The following is a 16,052-nucleotide window of genomic DNA, read 5'->3' as shown; positions in this document are numbered from 1 at the left end:
TTTTAAATAAGCATTTTCCATTCGTAAATATTCAATCTCTGATTGTAAATCATTTTGAGAGTTCTTATCTTGTTTTTGTTTAGGCGCAATAGCTTTCTTTTTCTTCACAGTAGAATACCCCTTACTTGTCTTACGAAGAGCTTCTATTCCCTGTGACTCTAGTATTGTCCGCCATTTCCTAATAGTTTTAGGCGATGGAATATTAAACATAGCTGCAGCTTGTAGGGGCGAAGCTCCGGTATTGTTCATATAATTTAATACTTCCATTTTAAATCGAACATCGTATCTTGTAAATTTAGAATTTAAGGACTCTATCCCTTGTTTTTTAGAACGTGCCACCCATTCTTTTAGTAAAGTATAGCTCACTTGATATTTTCTGGCTGTCACTTTAAACGAATCATTTGTATTTAAATAATGTTCAACAGCATTTTTCTTTATCTCAAATGTATATTTTCTAGACATAATAAAACCGCACCTCCAATTGTTAGTAAATGTCTAACAAATTGGGTGCGGTTCATTTTCAGTCGGTTTATATTTAAATCTTAAATCAAATATAAAGCCATCTACTAACTTAGCATCCGGATATACACTATAGATTTGCCCACTTTCAATAAAAGATACATAGGCATTAATTTTATCTTGTAACAATGCTAAGTGCTGAAGTTCATTTTCCCAGTCTAAATGATCTGCAATCATTAATGCTAACTTATTTTCACCCATACTCTTGCCAATTCCATCTATCTTATTTTTGTCTAATATCGACACTTGTCTCTCACCTCATTTATTCATCAAAATAAGTTGTCCCCTCAGGACGAACAATTTGCAGTCGTGTTCCACTAGGCACTTCGTATCCCCCTGAAAAATCTCCCTTTCCTTCACCTACGACTGCCCCACCAGAATTCTTCAATTCAGGGAATCCCTTTTCTTGATTAGTAGTATATGGAGCAGTAGCGGAACTTTTATATTCTTGTATAATAACATTCCCATATTCATCAGATGCAATTGCGTCAACTCTCACCTTGGTCCCTTCATGCGTAACAATGGTTATTTCTCGTTGAGCATTTTCATACTGCTGTGAAAATAGATTAAAACTTTCATCAGAAAATTCTTGCCTCTGCTCTTTAAGTGATGCCCACTTTTCACTTGCTTCTTTCCACTCCAGTGGCTCTTTAGGCGCTTCACCATTGTTGTATTTCCTTTCACAATATACATCATACTTCGTTGGCAACTCAGCATTTTTAAACCTACCGGTATTATCAAGTAGATCAGAATTCCCTTTTCCAACTTTCCCCGTACCCTTATAGTTGTGATCTCACGCTAATTTTTAATTAGGGATTTTTTCAATACACTTAACAAAAGAGACCTCAAATATGAGGTCTCTTTTGTTAAGTCTTCTTCATCTATAACTTCCTCTTTACTTATTCAATATCAGACAATCTCCCTTATTGAAATATAATAAAATCCTAATAAAAACGCGTTCTTCAAAAAGTTCTTTTTCTGCCCTTCGAATCTAGTAAAATGGCTATAAGATATTACAAATTTAAGCTACGCTTAACTTGCACTAATAAATCCATTAATCCATTTCTTTCTGGATTTTTTTCCACTTCTTTTTTCACATGTTCTTCCAAATAATTATAAAAAGTTTCAAAGTCCAAATACACTTGTTGTTCAGACTCAACAGCTGGAGAATCTAATTCAACCAACACATGCTTATCATCTAAAGGTATAGGTAGCTGTGACATATCAAATTCATCTAAATCCGACTGAAAATGAACAAATACTATTTCTTGTCCAAACCCCTCTTTTTTCACAAAAAAACTCAAAGCTCTTTCCAAGTACTTACCGTTTATAAAGTTAAAATATATTGACATTAATTCATCGTTTTTCTCTTTATCTTCAATAAATTCAAAATTACTATTCATTTTATCCTCCTATAAACATTGTATCTTATAATATCAGTCTAGAATTGGGAAAAAGTTAGTTATCTCTCCAGTATCATTTAAATAACCTCTGAACTTCAATCCATTTGAAGCAGTACCTTCAACAAGCCTACCATTTATTGTTCCCTTTTGCATTGCTTCTTTTCCCCACTGATATATCTTATCATCACTAATCATTGCTGGATCGTATATTGTTTTAGGCTCCTTAATATTTTTATACGAAACAGGTTCTGCAATATTTCCAGCCATATCTTTTCTAGGTATTTTGTATTCTATCTCATAAATCCCTTCAATTGAAGAATGTGATTTTTTAGATATAATTAAGTCTTCTACATCAACACCCTGATTTTTCAAAGCATTGTAAAATTCATCCATGTTATGCCCACCACTAACTCCTTTCTTAGTGCCTATATTCTCAACATTTTTCAAATGATTTTTAGCATTATCTCCAAATTTAAAGTTATTAGCTCCACCCGTACCCTTAACAACCTTACTCTCCATATACTGATAAGCCTCTTTCAGAGAATACTGTCCTCCTGAGACATTTCCTACTCCAGCCATGGCGAAGCCTTTTCCCTCGCCTGGGATCCATTTGTATTCCAGTAATTTTTTTACTGCGTGCTGGATCTTTTCATTCCCCTGCAAGAAAGTTGTTTTTACGGTTGTGGCACCTTTGTTCCATAGATTGCCGATTTTGTCGGGAAATCCTTTTGCTGTGGAGGCTACAAAGTTTACACCCTCTTTTACTTTGTGGCTGGCTGTTTTTATGCCATCGACAGCTGCTTTTCCAGCTTTTCCAGCCACCATTGATATTCCTTCGCCTAGCCCTTTTCCTGCTTTTACAATCGTCTTCCCAAAGCTAGAAGCGACATACTTTATTCCTTTTCCAGCAAGACTTGCCACTTTTCCAACAGGAACAAAGTTTAGGAGCGTCCATCCTGCGGCGATGAGTCTTTCTTTTGATGATAATTCTTTTCCTGTAATAGGGTCTTTACCGGTAACTGCACGAATTGCATCATTTACTCCAATGAATTCAGCTGCTCCTTCTATTCCCTTTTCCCACCATGATTTTTCATGTTTCTTTTCTTTTTTATGGGTTTCTTTCAATTTTTCATTTTGTTTCTTTTGATATTCTTCATCTGCTTGACGAAACTTTTGAGCGATACGCCGTAATTCTTTTTCTGTAACTTGTAAGTTACGTATGTAAGATTCCATGAGTCTCATTGATCTCATATATTCCCCATAAAAATGCTGACTCGTTGCTCCTTGCCATTGCATTTGAATACTAAACATAGATTGATTGAGATTTTGTTGTATGGTCTGGCTGTGTGTTTGCATCTCTGATATGTTTTTGGCAATTTGTTCGAGTTGTTCAGGTTTGACCTTAATTTCCAAACCTTCTCCCACCTTCCTCTATTTTATACCAAAAAGAAATAGAACTGCATCAATTTTTACTTATTCCCTTTAGAAAAAACATCAAAAATACTGTTATCACAAATCGCTTCAATTTCTTCCTTTACAAATAATTTTTGAAATTTTGTTCCTGGGTTTAATATTACATTTGCCTCTAAATCTATCGTCTTTAATAATTCAATGGCATTCATAGAGACATACGGACATTCTTCTGGAATAACCATTTCTAAATGTTTCAAATCAGAATACAGTGGTAACATTAATCCTTCTTCCATTTCAAAATAATGAATTTGCAATTGTGTATTTTCAGTTGAAATCAAATTTCCTTCTTCATCTACAGTTGTATTGCCCTCTACCGAAGCAACAACGTACAAATTTGATTTCTGTAATATCTCATAAAAACGAACTCTTTTTTCTTCATTCTGTAAAGCCTCCACTAACGCCTCATCTAATGGACAAATTTCTAGTAAACTCATGAATTTTCACTCCCTATTTGAAATAAGTTCGCCACCTTACCTAGGGTAAGATGGCGAACTTTATTACTTTATTTTTTAGTAGCATTTTTTATCGCTTGTAGCCCATCATTTGCTTGGCTTCGAACGTCCTGCGGAACATGTTTATAATCCGCACGACTTACAAATTCGAAACACTGATATGCAGTATTTAAATCATTTCCCTTTAATGCATTTTGCCCAACAATAACCATCGTCTCTGCAATTTGTCTTATTTTCGCTTTACTTTGTTCATTTGTATATCCATTTTCAATAGCTGTATTTGCATAAACTAATGCAGTTGCAATATCTTTCACATTTGAGCTATTGCCATATTTCGCGAACGATTGACTTGCTACATTGAAATCATTCAGATAATCAATAGAATTTCTAATTACGTCTTGGAAGCCAAGTCCTTGTGCACCAGGCGTTGTATACATTAATCGGTATAAATTCATAGCTCTTGCAGGATCAGATACTTCAAATCCACGTGCTTTATTTAATAACTTATTAAAAATGTTACTCATATCTCCTGCATTAGCTATACCACGTTCATAAGCTTGTCCATAATAATATAATGCATTCAATTGACTAGCTTCATCACTCTTACTATTTTCATAACTTGCTAAATTCAACAATTGAATACCTTCTAATTTCTTCGTTGCTTCCTTTATTTTCTCATTGAATCTTGCATCATCCACTATAGCTGATGAAATATCTTTTAAATATACAATTAATTCAAGGGATGGTTGAACAGATTTTTTAACTTCACTTTGCCATCCAGAATTCCCCTTTAAATTATTCCATTGCTCCATAGTTTGATTCCAAAGGAAGTTTGTATTTGTTTGTAATTTTTCAAATGCACGAGCATGTTTATTTCCATTACGAATAGAATTCGCCATATATAATACAGCGTTATAATAATCTTTCTCTACTAATGCCTGATCTGCCTTTACTTCTAACATTACAGGTAAAGATAACGATTTTGCCTTTTCTCTCTGCTCAACAACTACATTTTTAACATTTAAGATAAAGTGATAATTTTGTAATGCCACTTCTGCAGATGTCTCTTCTGCTTTTGATTTTGTTAATAAGTTCTCAATTGCATTTTTCAATTGATCCCGCAATGTGTTTTGTTCTTCACCTTTTGTCTGATCAATGTATTGATCTGCTAGTACAATTGCTTCTTTCCACTTCGCTTCGTTCATATACGCTGTTACCTGTTCAATCGCCCATTGTCCAGGTGTTTTTACTTCCTCTTGCTTTGTACCATCTTTATTATCTTTTTGTTCCTCATTCTTTTTATCTTCTTTATTATTTTGTGCTTCTTCTTGTTTTGCATTTTCTTTATTCGTTTGTGCTTCTTCTTGTTTTGCATTTTCTTTATTCGTTTGTGCTTCTTCTTGTTTTACATCTTCTTTATTTGTTTTCGATTCTTCTGGCTTCGAATTTTCTTTATTCTCTTGTTTTTCTTCACCTTTTGATTGTTGTACTTCCTTTTCAGTCATTGCTTTTTCTTCTACATTTTTCTTTTGTTCTTTTCCTTGATTTAAAACTGGTACAGTTGGAACATCAACTTTCCCTTGTACCATTTGTTTCAATTCTTTTTCAAGCATTTGATTAAAAATATCTTGCACTCGATCGTAAGCTTGTTTTTGTAAGTCTTCATCAACGCCTTGTAATACAGAAGTTAATAAATAATATTTACTTAAAGCTGCATTTACATCTCGTTCTTCTTCTCTAAGCGCCGCATTAAAAATGTCTTTAGACAACTTTTCTATAACATATTTCTTATTTTCTTTAAATTGTTCAAATTCTTGGTCATTAAACGCTGGATCTTGATATAAAGTTAATTGATTTCGAATATAAAATAGTTGCTCATATTTTGAACTAGCTACTTTTTCAAATTGAGCAGAATCCTGTGCTGCTAACAATAATGCTGCTTTATTGGCTTTGGCTGTCGAGGAGCTCTGAGAAATAAGCTGTAAATCATCACGTTCCGCCATTGTATTTGTCATACCATCAATTAATTTCAAATGATTTTGTGCCTTATAAAACTCTCCAAAAAACACCGCACTAGATTTCTCCCCATTTGCTGTATACCATTCTACAAGAATATCACCCGTTTTTGGTGATACTGTAATTGTGGGGTATGTTGGTTCTGGATCTGGTTTTGGTTTTTCTGTTCCAGTTCCTTCTGTTCCAGTTCCTCCTGTTCCAGTTCCTCCTGTTCCAGTTCCTCCTGTTCCAGTTCCCCCTGTTCCAGTTCCTTCTGTTCCAGTTCCTCCTGTTCCAGTTCCTCCTGTTCCAGTTCCTCCTGTTCCAGTTCCTTCTGTTCCAGTTCCTCCTGTTCCAGTTCCTCCTGTTCCAGTTCCTTCTGTTCCAGTTCCTCCTGTTCCAGTTCCTTCTGTTCCAGTTCCTCCTGTTCCAGTTCCTCCTGTTCCGGTATTAGTTTTTGGTGGTTCTACAGTAGGTGTAGGTAATTGAACATTATCATTATTTTTAACTGGCTCCACCACAGGACCACCCATATTAGTTGGCAGTTCCGGCTTTTGTGGCGCTGGTGCATCTGATAATTTGATTAGTGGATCTTTCTTTTCCACCGACACATCATCCGGCTTATACGTCACTGGTGTAATTGGTGATTTATTATTTCCGATTAGGTCTGCTAAATTAACGTTTGGTTTTTCGCCAGGTTTGTCATCTTTTTTTGCAGGATCAGCAACTAAATTTGGGAACATAGACTGTAAATTGCTTCCTGTAATACGATCATCTTTTTTCTCTTCTGTATTACTTGCTAGTTTTACGGTTTCTCTTCCTGCTGTGCTAAATCCTTTGTCATACACAAGATATCCTGATGTTCCAAGTAAAGCTGCTGACATTACTGATATAGCAACTTTTTTCCCTAAATTATTATTGTTCTCTTCCATGCATTTTCCCCTTTTCCCATCTTTATTGAATCCAGCCGTTTGTTTTCATTTCTGTTAGTTTTTCTTGTGCTGCTCTTACTTCAGCTTCATTTTCATTTGCTTGTACTGTTTTTCTTAAGAAGCGGTTCGCTTCTTCATATTTTTTTTGTTTAATTTTGAACATCCCAAATGCAAAATTCACATGTGGATCTTCATCATTTTGCGAATATGCTTCTGCGAAAAATTTCTCGGCTTCATTTCCTTGTCCCACTTTATCGTATAAAATCCCTATATTCACAAGTGTATTTGTATCTCGGGTCCCACTGTTGACAACTCGATTATAAGCTTCTAATGCTTGTTGATACGCAGCATTACTTTTTCCACCATCTCGCGATTCGTAAAATTGACCAGCTTCATAATATACAATTCCTAGTTGATTTAGTAACTCTATATTTTTCATATCCTTTTGGATTGCAGCTTGTAATACTTGAGATGCTTGTTGATAATTCGCCTCTTTTTTCGCACTATCAATTAAATTTGTTTTATTCCAAAGCACATATAAGTTTGAAAGTTCAATTGTATATATAGCGTTCTTTGAATCTTGTGTAATAGCTTCTTTAAAGAACGATTCAGCTTTGTCTAACTGCACAGTTGCCGTAGCTAGTTGTCCTTTTAAATACGAAACAATCGCCTTATCTTCATTTGTTTTCGTGCTCATTTTGACGATAACGTCTTCCGCCTTTTCAAATTCTTTCATCTTCATATGACTTACAGCTAAATCTCTCATTGCATCTTTTTTATACGGTTCAATTCCTTTTGCATTATTCGCTAATGCTTGTTCGAAATTCGGAACTGCTTCTTGATATTTTCCAATGCGGAAATTTGCTGAAGCTAATAAATAGGCAGCTTCATTATTTTCTTTATCAATTTCTCTATCCTTTATTAATTTGGTAATATAGTCGATTGCAATTTTATTCTTTCCTTCAGCAACGTAAATTGTTGCTAATTGAAGATGCGCTTCGTCTTTTCCTTTCACTGCAATTGCATGACCAACAGCCTCTTCTGCAAGTTTATATTTTTTATCATGATAGGCTTGCCTTGCTTGTTCCATAAAGTGTTGATATTTAGCATTCGTTGTATAGAAGTAATACGCCGTAGCACCACCTATAACGACAATTGTAATTGAACCAATGATCAAAATACGTTTTTTATTTTTGCTCCACCATTTTGAAAAGGCAGACGGTTCTTTTTGTTCATGCGTTAATGTAAGAGGTTGATTCGATGCTTTTGCATTTAAAATTTCATCATCTATATCATATTCAACTTGTTTTTTTGTTTGTTTTCGGCTCTGTAGAATGCTATTTGGAACTGTAATTGTAGCTGCTGCTTCTGTAAATGATGTTTCTTGTTCTTCTTTTATCTCCTCAATAATGCTTTCAATTTCCTTTTTTAACGCATGATCAATGTTTGGAAATTGTACGATTCGTGAATAGACGAAACAAGCAAATTCTGCATTGTTTTCTCTCTCCAATTCAGTAGCTAGTTCCAAATAACTTTGTAGCACCTTTTTTGAGTTTATTCCAGGCTCTTGACTCTCTATTGTTTGAATGATATATGCGAGTTCTTGTTTTAGAGCAGTTGATGGATTAAGTGAATTGAAAATTGTTTTATATTCATATAATGCCGCTTGCTTAAATCCTCTCTCTTCTAATAATCTTGCAATTTCCAAACATTTCGATACAAAAAGAGACTGTTCTTGTTCTGACTGCTTTTCTGTATCAATTTTTATTATCTCTCTTGCACTATTAAATGCATCGTGCCATTGTGCAAAGCTTGGACATTCTGCAAAAGTTTTACTATTCCATGCCTGCTTAAATAACTGTGCAATTTCCCCATTCCATTGATTATGTAATACTTGCTGAAGTAATGCATATCTTTCACATTCTGTCTGCATTTCTTCCGTTTTAAAGTAACTTGCATCAGTCCATTTTTTATTTCGAACTTCTTCACTACACCAACTTAATATTTCTCCTAATAATATAGCACCAGCAAATCGATCGGCTTCTTTTTGCCATACTCCACTTGTCAAATACTTTGGTGCGTAACCCGCTGAACCTGCTGGCAATAATGAAGGTCTTTTCGTTTTTGGGCCATACATTTGCTCAACATCAACAAGCTCAATACGGTGTTGACCTTCAATAGGATTTTCACTTAGAAAAGGTATTAGTACGTTACTAGATGACAAGTCATTATGAGCAATCTCATTTTCTTCCATTATCTTAAGTGTTGTTAGAAATGCCTCTGCAATAAAAAAACATTGTTGCTTTGATAGCATTCGTTGCTCTTGTAAAATATCAGCCCAAGTTGGCCCTTCAATCCAAGGCATCACAATACTATTCGCAAGATCTTCTGACTTTTCAATTACAGATGTATGTTCTTCTTTTGTAACAATGTAGCGTGAACATACTTTAAGACCCGCTAAGGAAGAAAGTGGTTTCAAAAATACTAATTGATGTTTTTCATCACGATAGCGTTCCTTAAAAACTTTTAATGCTATTCGTTCTACACTATTTTCATGTTGTAGCTGATATACCGTTCCTTGTCTACCTTCTTGCCCATATGGCATATCAATTCCCATAACTGCTGGATGCTTTGAAAAATGATACGCATCTTTATTTAAAATAATTTTTTCTCCTACTTCTGGCCTGAATCCCATTTTATCCCCTTGCTCTCATATGACGATTTTTAAAGAAAAGACCAGGAACAATAGCTCCTGGTCTTTTGCAATTGTTCTGCTATTAATATGAGCTATCCGCGTTACGGAAGTTAGTAGCAATGTTTTTCAAATCAGTAGAAATATGTTCTAGAATCGGAATGTATTTTTGCATTTCTTGTCTAGCACTTTCAAAGTTCGCTCTGAACTTATCTTGTGTTGCCCCAGACCATTGTCCCTCTAAACTCTGAATTTCATTTCCAAGGTTATTGATTTGTTGTTGAGCTTCAGCTGCTGCGTTTGTAAAGCGTCCAGCGATTTGATCAAGTTGTTCAGGTGTAATTTTAATTTCTGCCATTCTGCTTTTCCCCTTTCAATCTATTAATATCATAACAATTAGATTATAAACTATATTCACACTATTTTTAAAGGGTTAGTTTACAAAAAAATAGTATTTTTTTGCAAATTACCCCAGTTTTATATTTTTTCTGTCGATTCTAACCATTTTCTAGCAATCTTTTTTGTTAAATCATGTAGTAAATGTAGTGGTGTAAAAGCACATTTTACTTTCATAGGTTTCCTGCGTACAAAATATCCTTCCCCACTCTGGAATTCTTGATCCATTTCCGTATGCTTAAGCTTTATATTAAAGAAATACACATCATTATTTTGCGTAGTGCCTAATAAATAACTACAGCTTCGTTTTCTGATTTCCGCAAACCATTTTTCATGTGAATAATTAGTTACACTTGAAGTTGTAGCAGCTGCAACAAAATGGATCCCTTTATTTCTTCCATTTTGAACAATTTGCTCTATTTTATTTTTCGCATCAAAATCAGTAGATAATAACGCCAGCATTTGATCAATATCATCAATAACAATAATAATCCTTGAATATGGAAATTTCATTTTTTCATTTGGATTTAAAGACGGCATGACCACTTCTCTATTATTTATTACTTCTAGCAGCTCATCTAACATTTCTTTTAATTGCATTCCATCTGTAATTCGCTTTTTAACATGTGGTAATTCTCCAAGAGCCAAAATACCCGTTGTTTTTTCACTTAAATCAATCATGAATAATTCAATTTCTTCAGGTGCATGTTGATAGGTAAGAGAAAAAATTAGTGTTTGTAATAAAGATGTCTTACCACCTTCAATTCTTCCTCCAATGAAAATATTTGTCATTTCCTCCAATGAAAAGTTTTGCAAGCGAATATCTTCTGTTTCGATACCTACACAAATTTGTGACGATTCTGATTGCTCTAGCATGTCTTCAATAAACAACTGTTTCGGAACCATTGGAATTGATTTTGCTTTCTCTCCAGTCCATGCTCCATTCATTTTTTGAATAATTGTTTTTAATTGCTTAGAATATTCCAATTCATTTTCTCCAATGAAAGGCAATGCTGCTTGGAATAGTTCTGGGGGCTGCCCTTTCGCTAAACCACGTCCAGATGGTACATCAATTAATGGGAAGTTTGGTCTTCCAACTAAACTATAATATTCTGTTCTATCTTGTAATTCAAACGAAATTGCCATCGGAATATTGTTACGAACACGGTCAAACATATCAGTTGTTTGGTTGAGTGATAAATGAAAAGAAATACCGTACGTACTTGATTCACGTAATAATTGCTCTAAAATTTCATTTTCCTTCTCATACTCACTACGGAACCTAATATAACCATCTATCATTACGACAATAGCTGGAATCTTTGTTTCTACCATTCGGTTATACATCGCGAAAGATTTTGCTCCCCTATCAGAAAAACATTCTTTTCGATATGTGACTTCCTTCTTCAAAAAGCTAAACAACCGTTTCATTTTTTCAACTTCGTCTTCTTGTACAATTCCACCCACATGTGGTAAATCTCTAAAGTCTAAAAACATGCGACCAAAATCAACTACATAAAAGTTTACTTCCTCTGGTGTATGAGACAATGCCAGAGACATAATAATTGTTTGTAATAGAGTCGTTTTTCCTGTACCTGGCATACCGTAAATATTTAAATGCCCCTCTTGAACATCTAATTTCAAAGGATACTGCGCTTGATTTGCCACATCGTCGATTAGTCCTACCGTTAACTGCAATTTATCTTCTCTTTGCTTCCATACATCCGCATTCCAATTCTCTATTTCATAGAATTGATTTAATAATAGTTTCTCTGGTAAAGGTGCTAACCAAGGTCCTGGCAACGCTGTAATATTTTCTTTTTCGGATACGTTCTGTACATATTGAATAAAAGCTTGTAATTGCTTTGGACTATTTGTCATTGGTTTTGGACGCTTTTTCACTTTTATTCTTTCACCCGAGAGCTTAACTTCTGTAAAATCAACAATATCAAGAACTTTCTCTTCATCTGGATTATAAGGTGCTCCGCTCCATGCTGATTGGAATAATTCCAATACTTCATTGCTACCAACTTGGAGATACCCTCGTCCTGGTACATTGATTTTTGATGCATCTGGAATCTTTAACATTTCACGACTATCCGCATCATCTTGGACACGTAAACAAATTCGAAAACGCGAGTTACTCCAAATCTTGTCATTTACAACCCCCGAAGGTTTTTGGGTTGCTAATAATAAGTGAACTCCTAATGTCCTTCCTATTGCAGCGACACTAATTAGCTCGTCCATAAATTCTGGTTGTTCCTTTTTCATTTGAGCAAACTCATCAATGACAATAAATAAATGTGGCAAAGGTTCTTTTTCACGCCAGCTTGTTTCATAATATTCATCTAAATGTTGAACATTCCCAGCCTGAATAAACAATTTTTGTCTTCTCTCTAATTCCGCCTTTAATGATATTCTTGCACGCTCAATTAAGTTCGGATCTTCTAAGTTTGTAATAGATGCGATAATATGTGGTAATCCTGCAAATGTGTTTGACATTCCGCCACCCTTATAATCGATAAGCATAAATGCCATCTCATGAGGGTGATAGGTAGCCGCTAATGCGGCTATAATAGACTGAATCACTTCACTTTTCCCTGAACCTGTTGTACCAGCCATTAAACCATGCGGACCATGTCCTTTCTTCTCAATTTTATCGTGAATATTTAGAAACACAGGTTTACTTCCTTCTCTTACACCGATTGGAACCGGCAATGAAGTCGGATATCGATTTTTATCCCATCTCTCTAGCACTTGTAACTCTTCCATTTTTTTCACTTGAAACAAATCTAAAAAAGTTAATACTTTCGGTATGTTAGCCGCTGTAGAACTTTTCATTCGAATAGGAGCAATACTTCGCGCACCTGATTCACATCGTTCGAATGAAAGTCGGTCTACTTTAAAACTAGCACGCGTTGTCCCGCTATTTTCAGCTGAGCTTGAAAATGTTTCTACTAACTCACCATTTTCTCCGTTTAAGCTAATAACAAGATCACATTCCATCGGCAATCGTTCTCTCTGTTCTGCAAATATAAACGTAGATGCTCCGACACTTTCTCCTTCTCTAAGTAACATTGGAATTAGAGGATCATCCTCTAAAAACTCTCTCGCAGATAAGAAAAATACATAAATTGGGATTAAAGGTATTTTCGCATCCGCCTGTGCAGAGGAATTATAAATTCTACGCATATTAAGTGGTGTGAACAACGCTTCAGCTAATTTCTGAGCGTCTTGTTGATTTTCAGATAGAAAACGCATACTCCTCTGCTCATCCCATACATGAGGAAGCCATCTCATCCAATCCCATTGTTTTTTCTCCTTCTCATGATAAAAGGCTGCTATTTTCACTTCATTTGGCGCATGATGTGTCATAATTTGCGTCGTTACAATTCGAATAAAGTTCAACCTATCCTCTTTATTTCCAACTACACCAATTACATCATTTTTTTTCAAAGATATTGAAATATGTCCATTAGGAATTGTAGTAAAATCCCTTTTGACATTTTGTGCTTCTGTAACTAATGGATTTTCTTCGTAGCCTTTCTGCTCAGGCACTTTCAACTCTACAAAGAATGGCCTTTCCCCCGTTCCAATACGAATATCTAAAAAATCTGGGCTTTCGGGTGTTCGCTCCCATAAGTTACTTTCTTGATTTTCAATTCTTTGCACACTTTTTAATGGACTTGGATTTTGTGTAATTAAATACTTTGCTTGTTCAACCTTTAACGTATCTAATTCCACTCGACGCTTTTGAATTTGCTCTAAGTATCTTGTTTGTAATTGTTCAACCATTTGACGATGTTCTTTCTTTCTACGTAAATGCCCCATCGATGTAAATATATATGACCCTAACATAGGAATACTAGAAACCATCATAAGAGGCATATAGCTTGAATTCATTTTCATAACCTTCATCATCACAAAGTATAATACTAGCGTCAAAATTGTCATCGCCGCTGGCAATATCATCGTTTCAATTGAAAATTTCGGCTCCTCCGGTATATTCGGTGGATCATGAATAATAACATTCCCTGTTGGTATATCTACTTTCACACGCGGAGAGCGTTGAAAATACGGTGATTTTTGCACAAAACATTTCTCCTTCCCCATCCAAAAACTATTACTCAATGATTTTCCATACATAATCTTCTTCACTAGAAGACATATCTTGTTTAACAGGTTCATTATAAACTTCTTCTGCTGGCATCATTTCAAAAGAAGGGATAATTGCTCCTTTTTTATGTAGCATTACATATTGTCCGTCCCACACATCATTATCGCGTAACGTTTCATCATTTCGAATAGAATGCCACTCTTCTTTATCTTTTGCCACTCTAATTTCATAGATCTCGCTTAATGCTTCATCTATTTTTTCATGATGTAAAATCGCTTCAATAATTTGCACCACTTTTACGTCATTTGGAATTGCAATATCAATTTCTTCATTTGACTGTTTTATGTATGTCACAATAATCTCTTCCACATTTATTCACCTTTTTCTCCATCATGTTTGTTACCAATAAACATCTAAAAATGAAATATCATCGCTTGTCGGAGAGTTCTGTGCCCTCTCAATTTCTTTTAACACTTCCTCAAAATTATACTGCATAAGCGGCACAAGTCCGTCTGAGTGAATAACTATCCGATTAGCTTCTTGCCTAGATAATGCCTTTGAAAAAACCGCCAATTCCCCACCAATAATGCCTCGCTGTGTAGACCATCTTTTCTCTATATTTCTATTAAACTTCATTATATTCGAACAATTCTCCTTATCTTGAAACAATTGTACAAATGAATCACCATGTGTAACTATCGTTATTTGTACTTTATCTTGATTTGGAATGAGTTCTATTTTCCCGCCAATAAACATCGTTTCACTACCTTTTGTTCGCTTTTCTTCCAAAACATCAAGTAGTAACCACGGTGTTTCTTCTGGCAAGCGAAATGCACTCACTTCCTCTGAAGCTTCTTCTATCCAATTATTTAACTGTTCATTTAATAATGTAGCAATATCCAGTCCACTTTCTTGACATGTATCAAACAAGTTTACTAACTTCATACCAAGAAATTTCGCAGCGATTTCACCATGAAAAGACATTCCTACACCATCACATAATGCAAAGGTAACACTAGTCCCATTATCTTGAAATATAAGAAAATCTTGTCCACTCTCATTTAAGTCTTGCGTTTCTTTAGCTCTTACGTAACTATATCGATATGTAAAATTTTCACCTTTCTTCTCTTGTAATACTGTTTCTTTTTCTTGCGACAGGATATACTTCACTATTTTTCTCCCTCCTATCGAACCGGCGTTGCAGCAGACATTTGAAATCCAAGTGATACTAAATCTGCATTTGTACCTGGAAACATCATCACTGCACCATCCCCAATATGAAAACCATACTCAGTCATCATCTCACGATAACTTTGAGGGATAGGAGAGGAAAGTCGTTGCAACTTTGCACCATATTCATCCGTAATTTCTGTATGTGGCATAATCCCTTCCCACTTCTTTATACTAGTAATTTGTTCTTGCATAATTTCATCCGAAATAAAGATATTTTCAATTAGTACATTTCCATCAGGTACAGACATATTCATAATTCTTCGCACAATTAATTCTGGATCTTCGCCAGTTGAAGCACCATCTGTCATATGACAAACAACAGGAGCTGGCCCATCTTGTAAATTCGGTAATTCCTTTTGCAATAACTTCTCCACTACAGAGAAAGCCTTTGCTGTATCAGTTAAACGATGCGTTTGAATTTTTTCTAGTGGACGTAGTCTTGCTACTTCATCTATTGTTTTCACCCCACCCAAAAGATCAAAAACTTGATCGCTATAAGCTAAAATAGATAACTTATATCTTGGAAGCAATCGACTACCTTTTGTCGAACGAAATACCATTTGGCGAATTGCTAAAGAAAGAGCATCCGTTACAATGTCAATTCTCCTTTTTTCTTCTCCCTCTACATCCATCATTTGATTCATTGATGCGCTTACATCAAGAAGATAGATTATATAAGCTGGTGTTTGTTGTGTTGCTTGAGTTTGATATAACATGTTTCATACCCTTCCATACATTATTATATGAACTTTTTTTATATTCACATTTCATTATAACTTATGAATTTTCTTTTTCTCAATTTATTATAAAATGTTCTCGATATAATTTACATATTTTCAC

The 16,052-nt window shown here is 34.9% G+C and carries 13 protein-coding genes; all 13 read right to left on the bottom strand.

All coding sequences use genetic code 11. From position 1 onward, the window contains the following. Positions 1–462 (bottom strand): helix-turn-helix domain-containing protein (locus ACQRBL_RS10565; protein ID WP_427734496.1); only part of this gene is annotated, 462 nt, incomplete at its 3' end. A gap of 33 nt (positions 463–495) precedes the next feature. After that, positions 496–765 carry a DUF6572 domain-containing protein gene (locus tag ACQRBL_RS10560; protein ID WP_411996487.1) on the bottom strand — a complete coding sequence of 90 codons (270 nt, stop codon included), beginning with the start codon at positions 763–765 and terminating at the stop codon, positions 496–498. Positions 766–781: 16 nt separating this feature from the next. Further along, positions 782–1,228, bottom strand: a complete 447-nt coding sequence (locus ACQRBL_RS10555; protein ID WP_023521818.1) for a hypothetical protein — start codon at positions 1,226–1,228, stop codon at positions 782–784. 304 nt (positions 1,229–1,532) lie between these two features. Next, positions 1,533–1,922, bottom strand: coding sequence for a hypothetical protein (locus tag ACQRBL_RS10550; RefSeq protein ID WP_001087573.1), 390 nt, complete (start codon positions 1,920–1,922; stop codon positions 1,533–1,535). A gap of 33 nt (positions 1,923–1,955) precedes the next feature. After that, entirely contained in the window at positions 1,956–3,335 is a 1,380-nt protein-coding gene (locus tag ACQRBL_RS10545; RefSeq protein WP_411996488.1) for a WXG100 family type VII secretion target, read from the bottom strand. 56 nt (positions 3,336–3,391) lie between these two features. Further along, entirely contained in the window at positions 3,392–3,829 is a 438-nt protein-coding gene (locus ACQRBL_RS10540) for an SseB family protein (protein WP_411996489.1), read from the bottom strand. Between the two features lie 68 nt (positions 3,830–3,897). Next, positions 3,898–6,774: a hypothetical protein gene (locus ACQRBL_RS10535; RefSeq protein ID WP_427734492.1), complete on the bottom strand. Its 2,877-nt coding sequence runs from the start codon at positions 6,772–6,774 to the stop codon at positions 3,898–3,900. Between the two features lie 22 nt (positions 6,775–6,796). Continuing rightward, entirely contained in the window at positions 6,797–9,469 is a 2,673-nt protein-coding gene (locus ACQRBL_RS10530) for a tetratricopeptide repeat protein (protein ID WP_000506911.1), read from the bottom strand. Positions 9,470–9,551: 82 nt separating this feature from the next. After that, on the bottom strand, positions 9,552–9,824 hold the full coding sequence (locus tag ACQRBL_RS10525; RefSeq protein WP_000807833.1) for a WXG100 family type VII secretion target: 273 nt from the start codon (positions 9,822–9,824) through the stop codon (positions 9,552–9,554). A 119-nt stretch (positions 9,825–9,943) separates the two neighbouring features. Continuing rightward, positions 9,944–13,954: a type VII secretion protein EssC gene (essC, locus tag ACQRBL_RS10520; RefSeq protein ID WP_411996491.1), complete on the bottom strand. Its 4,011-nt coding sequence runs from the start codon at positions 13,952–13,954 to the stop codon at positions 9,944–9,946. Between the two features lie 31 nt (positions 13,955–13,985). Further along, positions 13,986–14,348: an EsaB/YukD family protein gene (locus tag ACQRBL_RS10515; protein WP_000391139.1), complete on the bottom strand. Its 363-nt coding sequence runs from the start codon at positions 14,346–14,348 to the stop codon at positions 13,986–13,988. Between the two features lie 30 nt (positions 14,349–14,378). Further along, complete coding sequence (locus ACQRBL_RS10510) at positions 14,379–15,152, bottom strand: hypothetical protein (protein ID WP_411996497.1); 774 nt, start codon at positions 15,150–15,152, stop codon at positions 14,379–14,381. 11 nt (positions 15,153–15,163) lie between these two features. Then, entirely contained in the window at positions 15,164–15,928 is a 765-nt protein-coding gene (locus tag ACQRBL_RS10505; RefSeq protein WP_000966848.1) for a vWA domain-containing protein, read from the bottom strand. Positions 15,929–16,052 lie beyond the last annotated feature (124 nt).

It is taken from the genome of Bacillus sp. AF62, from assembly GCF_050312695.1.
GTDB classification, from domain to species: Bacteria; Bacillota; Bacilli; order Bacillales; family Bacillaceae_G; genus Bacillus_A; species Bacillus_A cereus.
This window is presented reverse-complemented; position numbering and strand designations above follow the sequence as displayed.